The organism is Mycobacterium sp. SMC-17, from assembly GCF_045310915.1.
Lineage (GTDB): Bacteria > Actinomycetota > Actinomycetes > Mycobacteriales > Mycobacteriaceae > Mycobacterium.
In genome coordinates, this window is sequence record NZ_JBJIAK010000078.1 from 1 (window position 1) to 18783 (window position 18783).

An 18783-nucleotide genomic window follows, 5' to 3' on the forward strand; every position below is an offset into this window, starting at 1 on the left:
CTCCGGGTCGTACTTGCTCGGCATGACATGCACCTTCCCAAGGAAGGAGGTGCGCATCAAACGCGGGATGGTTCAGGTTCGCGAGTCATCAAGACCAGTGTCAAAGAGACGACGTGGACGAACTTCAGCACGAATCGCACGGTGCCTGCCGGATCACACGCTCTGACGATCACGTTCACCAATGACAATTCGACGAGCACTTGCACTCGCGCATTGCTCATCGACACGATCACCATGACCCTGGCCGGTTCGTCCACGACCACGCCACCGCCCGTGCCGGCCGGCACCGGGACCGCCGGCGTGCCGTTCACGTCGACGAGCACTTGGCGCACCGCGTTGAGCACCGCGACACCGGTAGATCCCAACAGCGCCAACATGGTTGCATACGCGGCGCGCAATAGAGCCGGTTACGCAAACCTCGTTCAATACGCGGTGCCGATCTACGTGGCCACCACGTCGACGCCCCGCTACAGCGTCGCTTGCACCATCAGCTCATGGGGACCGTGCCCATTCACCGGACACCAGATCCCGATCCCGTCTGGCGCAGTTCCATCTCCAGGATCGGACGGTGCGATGGTGGTCATCGACGAAGCCAGCCGCAACATCTACGAGTTCTGGCAAGCCAGGCAGTCCGGCGCCTCGTGGGTGAGCTCATGGGGTGCGGTGAACAGCCTCGACGGATCCGGCTGGGGCGGAGCCAGTACCGGTTCGGGCGCATCGCGACTCGCCGGAGTCATTCGGGTCGCCGAGATTCAACAGGGCAGCATCACCCACGCCTTGGCACTGCAGACCGACAACGTCTGCGCATCTATATATCGCGCCCCCGCACTCAAGACCGACGGGAATTCGACCGCAACCAATTGCATACCCGAAGGCGCGCGCGTACGGCTGAACCCATCGGTCAACCTCGCGTCATTGAGTCTCACGCCAGCCGAACGTACCGTCGCCACTGCGCTGCAGACCTATGGCGCCTACGTGATGGACAGGGGCGGATCGTCGATCAGCGTAAGCTTCGAGCGGGACACCACGGCGGCCGCGAATTCGATCGGTGCCGTATACCAGTCCGCTGGCTTGCGGTGGGACTACGACAGCATGCCCGACATCCCATGGAGCAGTCTGCAAGTGCTGGCGAGCTGAACCCGTATCGGTTCGCAATTTCGTGCTTCGCGCGACGTCGACTAGGAACAGTCCGCCTACGCTCAGGTGACCAGGCCTCTTCACGGCCGTTGATCCCATGGTCCGGACGAATCAGCCGCGCCGAGGCGCAGCCTATCTACGTGACCGGCAGTGATGGTCGCCAGCGCGGTCTCAGCAAAAGCGAGTACCAGATTGTGCGCTGCACGTCGCCGCCGCCGCCGTCACGCCGACCAACAGGTCCGATTGAAATCAAACTGACGTCCTAGCAAATAAATACTCATGGTCTGATTTGGCTGCGTACTGCACACTTCTCGTCATCTACGTCAATTTCTCAAATTATGGCGAATATTGTTGTGGCGCAGCGTGGTTCAGACTTTTGGAATTGTTTGCGAATCTCGATACACCACCGTCAATGCTCGCCATCATCGTTGCGACAACTGCGGACCTCGTAGCTCAAAACCGCATGCAGCGTCGAAAGGCCGGGCAAATGGACATCGGATTGGGCATCGGACGCGTAGGGGCATTGGCTGTTGCGCTCGGGGTCGGTATGGCCATCGCCGCCGTGCCGGGTATCGCAACGGCAGAGACCGATTCGGGTGCGACATCGTCGAATCCGCCCAAATCCGCATCCGTCGGCGCGCCGACGACAAGCAGCCAGAGGGTCGGGGCACCCAATAAGACTCACACCCCCGCCAAGCGGCGGCCCGGGCCCCGCGGCGCCGGCAGTGCCCCAAAAGGCCACGACGACGATTCGCCGAGCAGTCGACCGGTGGTGAACTCGACCGCGTCCACGCCGTCGCGAGATGGCAGTGCCGCCCCGCGCCCGGCAGCGGCTTCAGCCGCGGCCCGGAAGTCCTCCGCCGCTGCGGCGCCCCCAGCACCATCGCCTGTCGTGGCCGGAGGCGCCAACATCGACCGACTGGCCGTCTCGCACTACAACACCTCTCTGACAACAACCACGCCGCTCACAAATCTGAGCGCGGGGACTTTGACTGTCGGCCCCACCGCACCAATGGACACACCACTCGTACCGCTCGACTCGGCTGCGCAGTTGGGCCTGCTGGCCTGGACGCGTCGCCAACAGACTCAGACGGCGGCGACTACCGTCGCCGCAACGGCCGCAGTTCGACCGTTGACCGCGGTGGCGGTCACGGCTCCGCCGACGGCATCACCCACGCAGACGTCGCCGAACCCGACTACGGGCGTGGTGACTGGATCGATAAACGGCACAGACACCGCCGGAAACACGTTGAGCTACAAGCTTTCCGGCCAGACAGCGAGCAGCGGAGCCGTTGTGGTTGACGCCGCGACGGGCGCATTCACGTACACGCCGAGTCTGGCCGGCCGAGTGCTCGCCGGACTTGCGGGCGGAGCCACCAAGGACACCTTCACAGTCGCCGTCAGCAACGCCTCCACCTCGACATCGGTAACCGTCACCGTGCCAGTCTTACCCGCGACCATTGTCCCGTCGGCAACGCCCACCACCGTGGGCACCGGCCCGGTCGCGCTCGCAGTATCCGGCACCAAGGTGTATGCCGCCAATTCGGGCAGTTCCACATTGTCAGTGATCGATCGGACCACCGGCGCGGTGACCAGCATCCCGGTTGTCGGCTCGCCTTCGGCGATTGCGCTGAGCAGCGATGGCAGCCGCGCGTATGTGGCCGGAAACGGCGCAGTGTCGGTGGTCAACCTCACCACGAACTCCGTTGTGGCGACGGTGAATACCGGAGGTGGAACGGCTTACGGCATCGCGTTGTCCGCGAATGGTCAACGCCTGTACACAAGCAACTCGGGAACCAATTCGGTAACCGTGATCGACACCTCGACAGCGACCCCGAAGGTGCTGAGCACGATTTCGGTTGGTAAAAGCCCGCGCGCGATGGCGCTCTCGGCCGACGGAACCCGGCTGTATGTCGCAAATTGGAATTCCAAGTCGGTCTCGGTGGTCGACACCGGAACGAACAAGACGGTGGCCTCGATTGCCGTGGGCAGCAACCCCTTCGGAGTGGCTGTCTCGGCCGACGGCCGCCAGGTGTACGTCACGAACAACGGCAGCAACTCGGTGTCGGTGGTCGACACCGTGGCAGCGCGGTCGGTGTCGACCATCCAGATGGGTAGCAAGCCCCTCGGTCTCGCTCTGAGCCCCGACGGCACCATGCTGTTTGCTGCCAATGCCACAGACACGGTGTCTGTGATCAACATCAGCACCAACAGGGTGGTGGGCGCTCTCACCATCGACAGCGCGCCAGAGTCGAACTGGCACGGCATCGCATCCGGCCCGGATGGCCGGCAGCTCTACGTGTCCGATATGGCCGACAACGCTGTCCGGGTGCTGAACCTCAACAGTCCGCCCGTTGCCGGAGTTCCCACGGTGGGCACACCCGACCCGGCCAGCGGTGCAGTCAGTGGCACGCTGAACTTCGTTGATCCCAACAACAATTCGCTCACCTATAGCATCACTCAGCCCACTGCCGGCGTTGTCACGGTCACTTCGGCGGGCAACTACACCTTCACCCCGACATCTGTTGCCCGAATCGCCGCCGGACAGGCTGACGGGGCCAAGACCGCGGTGTTCGCTGTTACTGCCAGTGATGGCAGCCTGTCGGCCACGGTGTCGGTGTCAGTGCCTATCCTCGCCACGACCACCCCGACGACACCGACTGTGCCGGAATTCAATTCAGCGACCTGGCTCTGGAACGCGATATCAGGCGGAGCGGTACTCAACACCAATTCGGCAGCGTGGGCCGCTGCGATTTCGGGGGGTCAGCACGTCTTCGACATCAACGCCTACAGTGTCAGCGTGGTCGAGGCATCTCAGGTCACGGCCAACACGCCCCGCTACACCATCCAGTTCACCAATGCCCCGGCCTGGGGGCCCAGTCCGTTCGGGACGTATCAGGTTCCGATTCCGCTCGGCACCCCCGTTCCTACGGGCAGCGACGGTCATCTCGTCGTGGTCGACCCAGTCACCAACATGGTATTCGGCCTGTGGCAGGCGAAGTACAACGCAACGTCGAATACCTGGTCGGCATCGTGGGGCGGCATGACTTCGTTGACCGGCAACGGGATTGACACGTCCGGTTCGGCCACCGCCACCGGGTTCTCGCGGCTGGCGGGAATCGTCATGGCCGACGAGTTCAGCGCTGCGGCGGCGAACAACACCGGTCTCAACCATGCGTTGTTCTTCTCGTCGTCCTTTGCGGCGAATTCCTACGTCTACCCAGCCGTGAAATCCGATGCGTTGGCGTCGACGCCGCTCATTCCCCAGGGAACCCGGTTCATCCTCGACCCGTCGATCAACGTCGATGCGATTCCGGGAATTACGGCCGGAGAGAAGGTCATTGCTAAGACCTTGCAGACGTACGGCGGGTATATCGGGGATGCCGGCGGCGCTCCCCTGGCGCTGATCGGCCAACTGGACCCCGGAAATGCGGCATACACCGGAGCCGGCATCGCATGGGACTACTACAACATGAGTCACATCCCGTGGACATCACTGCAATTCCTGGCCACGTGGAACGGCGCCAGCCCGGCATGAGGGATCCGGCGCGATGCGACTGGGAGTGACGGCTGACTGATCCCATCATGGTTGAGCGGGTGTCGCGGTGGGCTTCGTCTGCAGCACCAACCAGCACGCTGCCACCGCGACGACGAACTGGATGGCAAGAAACGTGCCGAGAGACGTCGGCCCGACGACGCTGAACTCATGATGAAGCGAGCCGATGGCCAATAGGCCCACCGTGATCAGGATTCGGCTCCGCGGCATGTCACTGCGGTGTGCAAGACCCAGCAGATCGGCAGCAGCGCACGACAGCGGCAACAGTGCCAACGCGGCCAAGCGCTGTTCATTGTGTGCGAACCCGGTCCAGGCCGGATCGATCATCAACGGCTGAACTACCAATGACGCTGCGACAACCAGTGAACCCCAGCACCGGAACGTCACACGGCGCCACCCGAGGCTGATGACGAGCACGATGATCAGGGCGACAGGCACGATCAACGGGGCCATGGTGCGCGCAGCGTGGGTGATCAGTTCTGAAGCGGCAGCGGGTAAGTCGGCGATTCGTTTCAGGACTGAGTCGTGCAGGAGGGACGGCTCGTAAGGGATGGTGAAGCGAGCGGTAAACGCTCTGACTCCGCTGTAGAGCGCCGTGGTCAAGACGACCGCGACGGCAGCGATCGTGACGCGCACGCGGATCGATACCGATGACCGCCAGGCCGGATCCAGCAAGACCCACAGCGCCAACACCGGTGCGACACCGATCGCGCTCTGTCGCCCGAGAACCGCGACGACCAGGCCGGCCAACACCTGAGGTACCCGTCTGCTGCGAACGCCGTAAAGGCTCGCACCCAGCCCGATCACAAATACCAGATCGCCCAGCATGCTCGTCTGGATGAGGTAGGGCCGCAGGGCATACGGGCTGAGAGCCAATAAGCCCGCGGCAATGCTGAATTCGCCCAACGAGCAACTCTGAAGCAGCGCAAGAATCACCGCACCGAGGACCACGAGCACCCCCGCGAGGGCTACAGCGTATGCCGCGCCGAGCGGCAGCCCCGTGGCCCAGGAAAACAGCCCGACGGTGTAGTGGACGACAAATCGGCCGGTATAGGCCGAGCCGATGTGGCCATGGGGCAGATGGGGTGCCGCGCTCGCGATCTCGCGGTAGTCGATCGAATCGTGGGTCGGCGGTGCGCCGAGAGCGGAGTTGCTGACCAACAAGAATCCGGCAAACGCCACGAGGATCCAGAGCCGTGGATTCAGTCGGGTACTCAAGCGTCTTCTTTCCAGCGAACGTGCAAGGACTCAATCAACTGCCGTGCCACCACCGACCCCGGTCCGGGTTGAGCACCCCGCGCCAAGGGGTCGGCCCGGATAGCTCCCGGAAACGTCGAACCGAGGACGTGCGGGATGCGGCGCTACGTTTGCTGAAAATGCCACATCACGACAAAACATACCATTCGTTCGTTGTCTCGGCACTCCGCGTCAACAGCGGACAGCGACGTCCGAATCGCCCCGGCAACGGAGCTCTGATCGGTCGACGCGAGTTGGCGACGCCGGTGCGGCAGAATGCCAAGCTGGCGACCGGGACCGGCCGGGAGGCAGCTGATGTCGCCGTGCAGGAACACTTGCGCGTATCGCCACAGCTTTGCGGCTAGGTTGTTGTTACCGATGATCGGCCGGCGTTACTCGCCTTGAGCCCCACCAGTCACGAAAGGCCTCCCAAATGACCCGTGCTGCGAACGATGCCACGGCGGTCGGGACCGCCACCGTGTTGCTCAGCCTGGTCGCGGTGTCGCTGGCCGGGTGCGCACCCACGCCGCCACCGGCCTCCGACGGCAAACCAGGGCCCCACCAGATCACGGTGGCTGCAACCGATCATGAATGCACGCTGTCAAAAACCTCGACCGAGACGGGCCGGACCGACTTCGTTGTCACGAACAACGGCACCAAAGTGACCGAGTTCTACCTGTACGGTGCCGGCGCCCGGGTGCTGGGTGACGTCCACAACATTCAGCCGGGGCAGCAGCGAAACCTGTCCGTGGCCCTGAACGAACCCGGCTACTACTTCACGGCCTGCAAGCCCGCACTGATCGGCGACGGCATCAGCGCCGATTTCAAGGTTGACGGAAACCCCATTGCCGCGGACCGACAGGACGAGGCCGAGCAGAGCTACAAGCGATACGTCAGCAACCAGACCGGCGCCCTGGTGACCGCCACAGCGGCCCTTGTCGGCGCCGTCAAGAAGGGGGACGTCACCGGCGCTCAGGACCTGTACCCAACGGCACGGACGTACTACGAGCGCATTGCGCCTGTCGCACAGCGGTTTCCGAACAACCTCCAGACTCGGATCGACCTCGGCCCGGCCGAAGTGCATCCAGACGACAAATGGACCGGCTTCCACCGGCTGGAAAGGGATCTCTGGCTGAGCGGCCTACAACCTGATACCAACGCGGTGGCCGACAAGTTACTGGCCGACGTCAAAGAGCTCGATTCGGGTCTGACGAGTCCGGAATGGGCAGTCAGCGCCGACGAGGTGGTTCACGGCGCCCAGACCGTGCTGGCGACATTGGCCAAGGAAGCCATCACCGGTGGCGGTGAGATATTCAGTCACACCGATTTGTGGGACGTTCAGGCCGGCGTGGACGGTTGCCGCGTCGGGGTGGGTTCGGTACGGCCGGAAGTCGACCAACGTAGTCCCGAGCTCGGCAAGCGCATCGACCAGGCGTTTGCCAACGTTCAAGGATTGCTGGACAGACTGCAGTGGAACGGCGGCTTAGGCTTCGGACCCTACGACAGGGTGGCAGAGCCCCAGCGGCAAGAGCTTTCGCGCGCGATCGACGCGTTGAACATCGAGGTCGGCCAAGTGCCCAGCACTGCCGCCTCGCGATGAGCGCTGTCGGTGACCACCGCGATTACCGGCCTATTGCGAAAGCCTGGTCGTAGCAAGCGAAGACGGCGTCGCGCGCGTACATCGTGCCGAATTGTCCACGGGCGCCCTCCGATACCGCGCGGTTGCGTGCAGGATCAGTCAGGTCACAGAGGGCCTCGGCGAACTGCTCGGCCTGATCGGCCACCAGCACCCCGTGTTCCGTGCCGGTGGCGAACCCATCGGCACCGATATTCGTGGACACCACAGGCAATCCCCGGCCCAGCGCTTCGATGACTTTGAGTTTGATACCTGATCCGAACCTCAGGTAATTGACCAAGCCTGCCGCCGATGACAGGACCTCGGTGAGATCGGCGACGTATCCCTCCAGCGTCACGGACTCGCCCTGCCGCCCCACGATTTCGGCCAGCTCCGGTCCGCAGTCTCGCCCGATGATCCGCAGCCGCGCTTTCGGCATCCGGCCCAGCACCAAAGGCCAAACGTCAGTCAGGAACGCACGCACGCCATCCTCGTTGTGCGGTAGTGACAGCAACCCGACAAACACGAATTCCGGAGCTCCACCGTATTGGCGCGCACGGTACGGCGGCGGCTTGACCAACGGAGGCACCGCCATCACGTCGGCAGTTCCGCGGTGCGCGACTCGAGCCCGCAAGCGGGCTGCTTCACCGTCGTTCACCAGCAGATTGCGACGAAACCGCAATGCCGCGCGATCCTCGCTGCGCCGAGCCAGCAAACCTTCCATTCGCAGAAGCATCCGCTGCGGCAACTTGCTGTCGGCCAGCGGCCGCAATGGGCCGGGCACATGCTGCTCGAAATTGCCGAGCGGCCGGATCGTCACATCCGGGTACCGATTGCCCGCATCGAGCATCGCTGCGTATCGCTCGGAAAATAGGTCATCCAAATAACACAATTGCCAATCAGCACGCGCCGCATCGGCATACTGCGCCATGCGAATCGTGTCATAGATTTCGAAATCAGGGCCGATGCGGGCTATCGCTGCAGCTACTGCGCGTGCCACATCTGGTGAATACAGCAAAGATTCCTGTAGGGTCGATCGTCCAAACGGAAGGCGGGTGGACACCGCAGTCAGCGCCGCCCTTCGGCTCGGGCGCGGCAGTGGATGCAGGGTGACCGGAAACGCCTGCTGGGCGCGACCGCCGACGAGCAGGTAATGCACGTTGCCCGCGCCGAACCGCTCGCGGAAATACTCCAGGAAACCCGCCAGCACCACCTTCTTGCCGGCATCGGTCGGATACGGATCGACGGCACTGACCAGAGTCACCGACACCACAGCACCTGCCTCGATTCGCTACGCCGCCCCTACCCAACACCAGCAGCGGAAGTGTTCCCCACCTTACGGCGGTAGCCTGACACAAGCACCGCAAGGATGCAGTTTAAGCAAACATGTAGATGATCGACCAGCGCACAGAAAGTGGGTCCCCGACGGCGAAGTCTTCGACTCCTCCGAATACACTGACCACACGCCGGAGGATAGCTCGTCCCCAAATCGCGCTAGACAGTCTCAGCGCTTTTGAATGGAGTGATCGAAGTGATGGGACGCCACACGTCTGCGCGAAGGGTCGCAGCACCGGGGCTGTCAGAAAATTCGGCGACCGTCAGGGAAAGTGTGACGGAACCAGTCTCGGCCGATCCGCCGGAAGACACATTTCCGGAGTCCGCGGCAGCCAAAGCGGCGAATCTTGGCAAACAGACGATCTGGAACTACCTCGTCTTTGCGGTGAGCAAGAGCTCCACGCTGTTGATGACGATCGTCGTCGCCCGCCTGCTCACTCCCGAGGAATTCGGCGTCTTCGCCTTGGCGTTGTTGCTGGTCAACCTATTCGATTACGTCAAAGATCTCGGCGTCGGCCCAGCGCTGGTGCAGGTTCACCACCCGTGGAAACGAATCGCCCCGACCGGATTGACCCTTTCGATCGGAATAGGCGCCATCACCGGTGCACTTCTCGCCGCGACGGCGAGCAGCACCGCACGCCTGCTTCACCACCCAGACATCGCGCCGCTCATTCAGGTCCTTGCTGTCGCCCTAGGGATTTCGGCACTCGGCGTCGTCCCACTGTCTTGGATGCGACGCGATTTGAGCTTTCAGCGACGCTTGATGCCGGAGTTCGTCGGGGCCGTTGTCAAGACAGCGTTGACCATCTGGTTCGCGGCGACCGGCCACGGCGTATGGAGCCTGGTCTACGGCCAGATTGCCGGTGTCTCGATCACCACGGTCATGTACTGGTGGAGCGCTCCGACCTTCATGGCGCCGCGATTCCAATTGAGTGAAGCACGGGCGCTACTTCGATTCGGCATCCCGGTAACCGGAGTCACACTGCTCGCGTACGCCATCTACAACGTCGACTACCTGGCCATCGGAACCCGGCTCGGCACAACCGAACTCGGCCTCTACACACTGGCGTATCGAGTGCCCGAGCTGGTCGTGCTCAGTCTGTGCTCGGTCATCAGCGATGTGCTGTTCAGTTCGATGTCGCGCCTGCAACACGATCGGCGGGCGATGTCGGCGCAGTATCAGAAGGCGTTGAGTGTGGTTGTCGCACTGACAATCCCGATGGGCATCGGCCTGGCCGCCACAGCGCGACCGTTACTGGAAACGATGTACGGCACACGGTATGCCGCCGCCACGCATATCCTTGTGGTGCTGGCGTTGTACACCACGGTTTACTCGGCTTCCTTTCATGCGGGAGACGTCCTCAAAGCGGCGGGCCGCCCCGGCCTGCTGACAGCCATCAATGCTGCCCGGCTCGTGCTGCTGATCGGGCCCGTCTGGTGGGCTGCGGGCCACAGCGCCACGTTGGTGGCCGTCGCGCTTCTCAGCGTGGAAGTCGTGCATTTCGTGATCCGAATGATCGTTGTTCGCAAGGTGATTCCCCTAGGGTGGGCATCGGTTCTCTCGGTGATCGGCCGCCCGTTGGCCGCGGCTGTCCCGATGGGCGCCGCGCTATTCGGTATCGACGCTCTGCATATCCGTCTACCAGCACCGATCCAGCTTGCCGTTCTGGTTCTACTGGGCATGATTATCTATGCTTCGGCATTGTGTCTCACCGCACCTCAGCTGGTTCGGCCAGTCGTCAACCGGCTGGCGATAATGATTCGAAAGGGCCATCCATGAGTCGTCCGAAACGCCTGTGGCTGAACCCGCTTGTCGCGATCCTCGCGATCATCGGCGGGGTCCTGGGCGGAGTCGCCGGCACCCAATTGCTAAATTCAGCGACCTATCGCGCGACTGCACAGGTGGCCCTGGTTCCCGGGCCCGACTTGACGACAGCGGATTCGTCGGCCTATTGGGAGGTGCTCACTCAGGGACAGGTTCCGCGCACGGCGGCGACGGTCTTGTCCGATCCACGTTGGCAGGCAGGCGCCGCCGCAGCAGCGGGCGTCGACCCGTCGAAGCTGACGTTGTCCGCAGGCGCGGTACCGGAGACAACCATCGTGTCGATCACGGCCGACGCACCGTCGGAACACGCGGCGCAAACCGCTGTTGCCGATCTGCTCGAAAAAGCCACGCCTGAGGTCAAGGCGGTTTCGGCACCGTTCCAGCTCCGCGTGATCTCGCCGCCTAGCGCGGTGGAGATGGCGACGTCACCGATCCAGCTGATCCTGATCGGCGCCATCGTCGGCCTCATCGTCGGCGCCGTGGTCGGTATCGGGGTGACATGGCTACGCTCGCGCCGCGGCACCGCGTAACCGAGGCCTGGTCCACGCGGTGGATCGTCGGCGTCCTCGTGGTCATGGTGGTCATGGAGATCGCCAACATTTCCGAGGTCGCTGCGCAGTACACAAAACCCCCGCTGTTCAAGACCAGCATGGCGTTGGGTGCGGTCGCGGTCGTTTTCGCCCTACGTGATACTGAATCCCGAGCACGACTCAATCGCTGGACAGCCATCGGTGTGGCCCTCGTCGGCGTGTACCTGGCCGGTCAACTGATCGCGATGGTGGGCACTGTAGACCTGACCGCATCACAAGGCGTCTTATGGCGATCCGTGGTGGATTTGGTCTATCTCCTGATCATCCTCGTACTCACCCAAGCCACCGGTAAGCCGTGGACTGTGGCGATGGCGGTGGCCGCCACCCTGGCGGTGCTGTCGATTCTGACGATTGTCAATTACCTGAGCGGCGGACATCTGACGTTCGGTGGGCTCGCTTCAATTTCGCAAGCACAAGGGCAATTGATCACAACCCAGCGTTTCGGCGGCCCCTACGGTGACTCGAATTTCTGGGGCCGCCTGTTGGTCCTCGGCCTTCCCATGGGCTGGGCATTGGCACAGCGCAGTCGCCTCGCCGGCAACCAGTTGCTCAGTTTGTTCTGGCTGTTCACCACCGTACCCATGGTGATCGCCGTCTACCTCACGCAATCGCGCGGCACGTTGCTGGTGGCTGGTCTCGCGGTGGTGTTGTGGTTCATCGCTTCGGGCAAGCCGGCCAAGCTCGCATTGATTCCCCTTGCCATCGCAGTGGCGTTTGTAATTCCTGGCATCGGCAACCGCATCATCGCGCTGGGAAGCGACTTGTTCAGCGCCGACCGTAAGTACGATATCGATCCGTCTGTACTCGGCCGCCAAGCATCACAAGAAATGGCCTGGCAGATGTTTCAGCAACGGCCCGTCTTCGGTTTCGGACCGGCTACGTTCGGCGGCCAAGTCCCCTTCTACACCGACAGAGTGTCTACCGCGGTTCACGAAGGACTCGTGGCCCCGCACAATCTGTATGCGCAACTGCTCGCCGAATCCGGCGTCGTCGGCCTGATCACCTGGCTGATCATGCTGGGTGGCGTGTTCACGATCCTCGCACTGCGGATCTCTTCGGACCCCATTTCGGTGGATCGGGCACTGGCAGCGGCGACGCTGACCGGCGTCGTCACTTGGTCGGTCGCCAGCATCTTCCTGCACCTCGCGTACTTCCGCTCGTTCGCGATCGTGTTGGCCCTGGCCTGCGCACTCGGGCCTGCCGAGCCGGTACCAACTGCGATCAAACGGCGGATGCTACGGACCACCGCAACGTGGATGGTCGCGGTGATCGCCGGCGCCGCAGCCGCCGGCGTCACCATGCTGACGAGGACCACGCCAGCAGTGCAGGCCGCCCAGAAGGCGATCGTGGTGCCCGCCGGCCGACTAGACGGGTGGTCCTCCTACGCCATGAACGTCCGTGCTCGCACAGCGTTCCTGCCGACGATGGCCGAAGTCATGCACAACACCGAAGCCCCTGCCAAGATCGACGTCGACCCGGTCCGCGGAATTTTGACCTTCACCGTCACGGGTTCCGACGGCGATGCCGCGAGACGAAACCTTGCCAACGCGCTGGCGGTGGCGCGTACCCGTATCGATGACAACGTTGGTCACATGCAGTACAGCATCGCGGCGATAACCGATGTACAGCTGGAGCCCGTATCTCTGCGGTCCAAAGTGACGATCGTCTACGCCGCGGTTTGGGGTCTGGTGATCATGGTGCTCACCCGACTCGCCATCGGTCTCCTTGCCCGCCGCTTCCGGGTCAGCAATCCCGAACTGCCGACCGAGGCTGAGCACGAGTCCGCTGGAGCACCAGCGTGACGGACAACCGCACGGTGCTGGTCGAATTTTCCCCGTCGGGCGGCCTCTTCCAATTCGCTGCCCAACTCGGGGCGGCGCTGGCGGACCGTGGCGAACACGTTGAGCTGTGGACCGGTCCGGACCCCGAAATCACCTCCGAGGAAGCCAGATTTCTGGTCCGCTCGGTATTGCCCACCTGGCACCCCAATGACAACGACGACGCCGGTGGCCGTTTGCACTACTTGTTACGCCGTGGCACGCGCGCGGGTCGGCTTGTCCTGGCCTGGCTGACGCTGGCGGTCAAGCTGCGCCGGCGGCCGCCGCGCGCCGTGCTGTTCTCGCAGTGGCGGTTCACCTTCGAACCGTGGTTCGTCGTCGCAATCTGCAAGCTGCTGCCGCGCACAGTGTTCGCGATAGTCGCCCACGAACCGCTCCCCCGATCCGACGCGAAGGACACCAGCACCCCGAAGCAGGGACACCTGCTGCAGGCATCGTTCGCCGCCGCGTGGCGGCACATGGACGCTGCCTTCGTTCTCGGTCCGCGGACCCGGCAGATCGTCATGGAACATTGGCGGCCCAGCTGCGACGTCGTCGTCATTCCGCACGGCGACTCAGGCGTGATCAATCGAGGCCGCCCCGTGGTACCGGTCACCCAAACGGAACCGATCGCGCTGTTCTTCGGCACCTGGACCACCTACAAAGGCATCGACGTCCTGATCGAGGCCTTTCGCCGGGTCAAGACCGGCATGCCGACCGCCCGCCTGGTCATCGCGGGGGCGATCGGTGCCGACGTGAACGGCCCCGAACTGATTGCCAAAGCTGCAGCAGTCGGCGCGGAAACCCGTCCTGGCTACTGCGCGATGGATGAAGTGCAGAACCTCTTCGACTCCGCCAGGGTTGTTGTCACGCCCTACATCCGAGCCAGCGCAAGCGGCGTCGCGCACCTCGCGTACACGTTCGGTCGTCCGGTCATCGGCACCACCGTGGGCGATCTACCGGCCGCTATCGAAGACGAAGTGACCGGCCTGCTCGTGCCTCCGAACGACCCTGCGATGCTCGCCACAGCAATCCTCAAATTGTTGCAGAATCCCCAGTCAGCGGCCACACTCGGGGAGGCCGGGAGAGCCGCTGTGCAACGTTCCTGGGCTGTCGCAGCAGCCGCGATCAGCAATGAATTGACGGCGGCCACTGAACTGATCGGGTCGACAGAATGCGAGCCATGAGGACCAAGCGATTGCGACGGCGGGCCGCCGCCATCGGCATCGGAGTAGCGGTGGCGAGTCTCGCCACGACCCCGATCACCTCGCATGTCACAGCAAGTGCATCAGATTTTGCCCAGCCGTTTGCTGCGGACAGCCCGTTCCGAACGCTCATCCCGGCCGATGCTCCTGTCGACCCCAATAGCGCCGCGATGATCAGTGCCGTGGCCTGGGACCACAGCGCGAATGCTTCGACCATCGAATTCGGCATACCGATATATACCGCCGGCCCGAGAACGCCCCGATACACCGTCCCGTGCACCATCCCCGAATGGGGTCATTGCCCGTTCGACGGCCTTCAGGTACCGATCCCCGACGGGGCGCGACCGCAGGAGGGCTCGGACGGCGCCATGGTGGTGATTGACCCGGCATCCCGGACCATTTTCGAGTTCTGGCTCGCGAAGCCCGGCAACGGTTCGTGGACGACCGGGTTCGCCGCCGTCAACAGCCTCGACGGCTCCGGCTGGGGCGGCGCCAGCACAGGTTCGGGCGCCTCCCGGTTGGCTGGTGTGGTTCGCGTCGCAGAGATCGCGCAGGGCTCGATCCCCCATGCGCTCGCGATGCAGAGCTACAACGTATGCGCCAAGGTCTTTCGCCCACCGGCGTTGAAGACCGACGGCCAATCAACAAAGTCCGACTGCCTGCCCGAGGGCGCCAGGGTTCAGCTGGACCCGAGCCTGGATTTGGGCAGCCTGAACCTTACTCGTGCGGAGCGCCTCGTCGCCGAGGCTCTGCAGCGATACGGCGCCTACATCATGGACGTCAGCGCATCCGCCCTCAGTGTCAGCTTCGAACGCGATGACTCCGCCGCGCCCGGAACTGTTGGGGAAACATACGCGGCAGCCGGACTGCAATGGGATTACGACGGAATGACGAATATCCCCTGGAAGAAACTACGGGTACTCAAATGAGGCCGATTCGGGTGCTGACCCTGATCGATGGATTCCGGATGGGTGGCGCCGAAACGCTGCTGGCGCACTTGGCCGTCGCCATGCGCGACACCGAGGTCGAGATGGACGTCGTCGGCCTCGATCGTGCCTCGGTCAACGCCGAGAAGACGATGGCGATCCTGTCCGAAGCCGGCGTGCACCCTCACTCGCTGGGTGTACGCCGATTGCTGGATCCCACCGGTATTCCCCGCCTGGTGCGCGAGATCCGCAGGGGTGACTACGATCTCGTGCACACGCACCTTGAAATGGCGGCAACCTTCGCGGTGCCGGCAGCGAAGCTGACCGGCCGTCCGGTGGTATGTACGTTCCATCACGTCACGCAGCGCTGGCCCGGCCGCGCGCACTGGCGCGAGCAGATCGCGGCTGAAGCCGCGACGCTTGGCGATCGAGTGCTGTTCGTTTCCGACGCCAGCCGTACATCGTGGGCAGACGTGCACCGCCGAGGGCGCATCCCGAGAAACTGGGATGTGCTGCACAACGGAATCGACGTAACCAACTTTCAGCCCGGGGAGGTCAAGCCCGCGGTTCGCGCGGAATTGGGCGGTGGCCCCGCGCCGCTCGTCGTGTTACCTGCAGCGTTCCGCTTTTTCAAAGGCATCCCGGTGGCAATAGAGGCGTGGCCGCAGGTTTTGCGCAAACACCCCGACGCAATTCTTTCACTCGTCGGCGGTGGGCCCGACGAGGCCGCATTCCGGAAATTGGTCAGCGACGCCGACTTGGAGCAGTCGATCGTGTTCGCCGGCGTTCGGTCAGACATGCCGGACGTCTACCGCGCTGCCGATGTTGTGCTGCTGCCATCGACGTTCGGCGAGAATCTGCCCACTGTCCTGATCGAGGCGTCGGCGTCGGGTAAGGCCATCGCGGCATCACGCATCGGCGGCATCCCCGACATCATCCTCGATGAAGGAACTGGGCTGCTGTTCGAGCCCAATGAACCGGCAGCCCTGGCCGCTGCGGTGAATCGACTACTGGACAATCCTGACTTGCGAAAAACGCTGGGCCAAAACGCAATCGAGCGCGCGCGCAACGAATTCTCGTCAAGTTCGTGGGCCCGCCGACTCAGCAACCTCTACTCTGATCTGGTTGAGCGTAAGCGTTGAGCGCCAAGGCGATCGACTACCTGGTGTCGCGATTTCCGATCATTTCGGAGACATTCATCGTCCGCGAGCTCGACGCCCTCGCAACCGGGGACGAGCGGGACGTCGGGCTGCGGTCGTTGTTCCCGTCTCCTGACCCACAGGTCCACGACATCGCGCGGCCATGGGTCGACAAACTGGCGCAGCCGGGCATGGGGCGAAGCATTGTCGGCCTGTCGTGGGCACTCCTGCACCACCCGCTGATCACCATGTCGATTCTGGCCGACATCGTGCGCGGCTACGGTCGACGGCCCGCATTGTTGCTGCGCGCCTTGGCTACCGTCCCGATCGCCACCGCTCATGCCCGAGAATTGCACGCATCCGGCGTGGCACGGCATATCCATGCGCACTACGCGACATATCCCGCCTTGGCCGCTTGGATCTGCTCACGCCTGGCTGGTGTGTCCTACAGCGTCACCGTGCACGCACACGACCTTTACGTGGACCAATCTATGCTGAGCCGCAAACTCGACGGCGCCGATTTCATCGTCACGGTGTCCGAGTACAACCGCCGTCTACTGTCGAAGTACACCGTCACCCCGGTGCAGGTGATCCACTGCGGAATCAACACCGCCGCATACCAATTCCGCCCCCGTACCATCCCGGAACGCGGCGCCATCAGGGCACTGTGTGTGGCCTCACTTCAGGAGTACAAGGGCCACGAGGTGCTCCTCCGCGCACTGTCCCTCGGCGGGCCCGGCGTCGATCGGATCGAACTCGATCTGATCGGCAATGGACCGCTGGACAATGAATTGCAGGCGCTGGCGGCACAGCTCGGTCTCTCAAAGCGCGTCCGGTTCCAAGGCGGACAGTCCGAGGCAGCAGTGAAGCAAGCGTTGGCGGACGCGGACTTGTTCGTGTTGCCGAGTATCATCGCAGCCAACGGCCAGATGGAGGGCCTGCCGGTCGCCCTTATGGAGGCACTCGCGAGCGGAATACCAACGGTGTCAACAAGTTTGTCGGGAATCCCGGAACTGGTGGTACCCGAACAGACCGGGCTGTTGGCAAGGCCGGCGGACGCACAGAGCCTGCGTGACACCCTGGAACGGCTGATCGCGTCCGGCCCCGTCCTCGATGACTACGCCCGCGCCGGACGCCGCCTCGTCGAACAGCAATTCGACATCGCCTCTACCACGGCAGTATTGCGGGCACTCTTCGCCAAGGTCTAGGCAGTTTATTGGCCCACAAGCCACCATCGCAGCTCACCGTGAGCTATTCTCGCGAGACCACACAGCGAATCCACTGAAAAGATCGGCCGGGTGTGCCGTGAGTGACGCTATTAATGTGCGGTCACGGGGCCACCGCGGCGCGCCGCCCCGCCGGCAATCCGGCGTGTTCGTCTTCCTCGACCACGACTCGCTCTGGCACAGTTTCCATCAAGTAGCGGCCCTGATCCGCCGCAACGGCATTCCATCCATCAGAATCACCACCGCCACGGCCGGCAGGCTCGAACGTCTTGTCCAATCGCTGCTCTATGCGCGGTGCTACTACCTGCCGGACATTCAGGAATTGGAACATCTACCGGAACTTCTCGAGCCGTTCACCGTGGCGCAGGTGTTCCTGACGGAACCCATGATGGTGGGCCTGCCCGACGATCTCTATGACAGCCTGCCGGCGGCAGTGGCCGACGATGTTCGACGCAGGGTGACATACAGTGACAAATCACGTGCCGCATCTTTTGCCGCCGCGTTGGGAATCGAGACTCCCCAGCAATTGGCGGCGTGCGCGGTCACGCCGACCGACGCGGCCGAGCAACTCGGTCTACCGCTCGTCGTCAAGACCAAGCTGGGAGCGTCAGGCGCGGGCGTGGTGATCGCGAGGACCATCGGCGACATCGAATCTGCCGTTGCCAGGTTGGATCTCGGAGGCGACTGCTTCTTCGAGCGATACGTCGCGGGTCAGATCGTGTCGTATGCCGGAGCGGTATTCCAGGGACAGATCGTCCAGGACATGACTCATCAGGCCGTCAAACTCCCCACCGATCCGACGTGTGCGCCACTGGCTTTCGAAGTGGTCAATGACGAAGTTCTGCTCAGCGTCGGCCGGGCGCTTTGTCAGGCGCTGAATCTCAGCGGGCCGATCAATCTACAGAGCATCCGTGATGCGGCCGGGAAACACTGGCTGATCGACCTCAACCTCCGGCCCTACGGCCCGATGCTTTCCTTTGAGCAGGACAAGGTCGATACCGCCGCTGCGTTTCTCTATGCCACCGCGATCAGCAGTGCGTGTCCTCGACAACGGACCGCGGTGCCGGGAACTCGAGTTGAGGCCTTTCCCTACGATGCCGGAGGAATTGTCAATACCTGTGGATCGGCTTGTTTCAGGCGACCTCCGTTCCAGTTGATTCGGTCGGTGCCGAGTCC

The 18783-nt window shown here is 63.3% G+C and carries 13 protein-coding genes and 1 pseudogene; 11 read left to right on the forward strand and 3 right to left on the reverse strand.

Translation table 11 applies throughout. The features are described from left to right. Window positions 1–56: 56 nt before the first annotated feature. A complete protein-coding gene (locus ACJH7A_RS28645; protein WP_406803178.1) occupies window positions 57–374 on the reverse strand; it encodes a hypothetical protein in 318 nt (105 codons plus the stop codon). A gap of 202 nt (window positions 375–576) precedes the next feature. Here ACJH7A_RS28645 and ACJH7A_RS28650 point away from each other — a divergent pair, with 202 nt between their 5' ends. After that, window positions 577–1137 carry a hypothetical protein gene (locus tag ACJH7A_RS28650; protein ID WP_406774648.1) on the forward strand — a complete coding sequence of 187 codons (561 nt, stop codon included), beginning with the start codon at window positions 577–579 and terminating at the stop codon, window positions 1135–1137. A 1012-nt stretch (window positions 1138–2149) separates the two neighbouring features. Beyond that, window positions 2150–4675: a YncE family protein gene (locus tag ACJH7A_RS28655; RefSeq protein WP_165605577.1), complete on the forward strand. Its 2526-nt coding sequence runs from the start codon at window positions 2150–2152 to the stop codon at window positions 4673–4675. A 45-nt stretch (window positions 4676–4720) separates the two neighbouring features. Here the strand turns inward: ACJH7A_RS28655 and ACJH7A_RS28660 are convergent, their stop codons facing one another. After that, entirely contained in the window at window positions 4721–5911 is a 1191-nt protein-coding gene (locus ACJH7A_RS28660; RefSeq protein WP_131808814.1) for a hypothetical protein, read from the reverse strand. A 451-nt stretch (window positions 5912–6362) separates the two neighbouring features. On the opposite strand from ACJH7A_RS28660, the gene efeO reads away from it, so the two are divergent. Next, complete coding sequence (gene efeO / locus ACJH7A_RS28665; protein ID WP_082934829.1) at window positions 6363–7529, forward strand: iron uptake system protein EfeO; 1167 nt, start codon at window positions 6363–6365, stop codon at window positions 7527–7529. A gap of 22 nt (window positions 7530–7551) precedes the next feature. Here the strand turns inward: efeO and ACJH7A_RS28670 are convergent, their stop codons facing one another. After that, window positions 7552–8814, reverse strand: a complete 1263-nt coding sequence (locus ACJH7A_RS28670; protein ID WP_064860136.1) for a glycosyltransferase family 4 protein — start codon at window positions 8812–8814, stop codon at window positions 7552–7554. Between the two features lie 339 nt (window positions 8815–9153). Between ACJH7A_RS28670 and ACJH7A_RS28675 the strand changes: the two genes are divergently transcribed. The 8 genes and pseudogenes from ACJH7A_RS28675 to ACJH7A_RS28710 all read left to right on the forward strand — a co-directional run. Continuing rightward, on the forward strand, window positions 9154–10659 hold the full coding sequence (locus ACJH7A_RS28675) for a lipopolysaccharide biosynthesis protein (RefSeq protein WP_064860124.1): 1506 nt from the start codon (window positions 9154–9156) through the stop codon (window positions 10657–10659). Continuing rightward, the gene (locus tag ACJH7A_RS28680; protein ID WP_064860125.1) at window positions 10656–11234 is read left to right on the forward strand and encodes a hypothetical protein; all 579 of its coding nucleotides are present in this window, start codon (window positions 10656–10658) and stop codon (window positions 11232–11234) included. Before ACJH7A_RS28675 ends, ACJH7A_RS28680 begins: the two co-directional genes overlap by 4 nt. Further along, window positions 11204–13096 (forward strand): O-antigen ligase, encoded by a 1893-nt coding sequence (locus ACJH7A_RS28685; protein WP_064860126.1) that lies wholly within the window; start codon window positions 11204–11206, stop codon window positions 13094–13096. The genes ACJH7A_RS28680 and ACJH7A_RS28685 overlap by 31 nt, the downstream gene beginning before the upstream one ends. Then, a complete protein-coding gene (locus ACJH7A_RS28690) occupies window positions 13093–14298 on the forward strand; it encodes a glycosyltransferase family 4 protein (RefSeq protein WP_082934830.1) in 1206 nt (401 codons plus the stop codon). The genes ACJH7A_RS28685 and ACJH7A_RS28690 overlap by 4 nt, the downstream gene beginning before the upstream one ends. A gap of 50 nt (window positions 14299–14348) precedes the next feature. Next, window positions 14349–15245 (forward strand): hypothetical protein, encoded by an 897-nt coding sequence (locus tag ACJH7A_RS28695; protein ID WP_234789732.1) that lies wholly within the window; start codon window positions 14349–14351, stop codon window positions 15243–15245. Between the two features lie 11 nt (window positions 15246–15256). Then, window positions 15257–16384, forward strand: a complete 1128-nt coding sequence (locus ACJH7A_RS28700; RefSeq protein WP_244872546.1) for a glycosyltransferase family 4 protein — start codon at window positions 15257–15259, stop codon at window positions 16382–16384. A gap of 245 nt (window positions 16385–16629) precedes the next feature. After that, window positions 16630–17589 (forward strand): glycosyltransferase family 4 protein, encoded by a 960-nt coding sequence (locus ACJH7A_RS28705; protein WP_406774595.1) that lies wholly within the window; start codon window positions 16630–16632, stop codon window positions 17587–17589. A 97-nt stretch (window positions 17590–17686) separates the two neighbouring features. After that, window positions 17687–18783: pseudogene (locus ACJH7A_RS28710) on the forward strand (hypothetical protein); the annotation flags it as partial.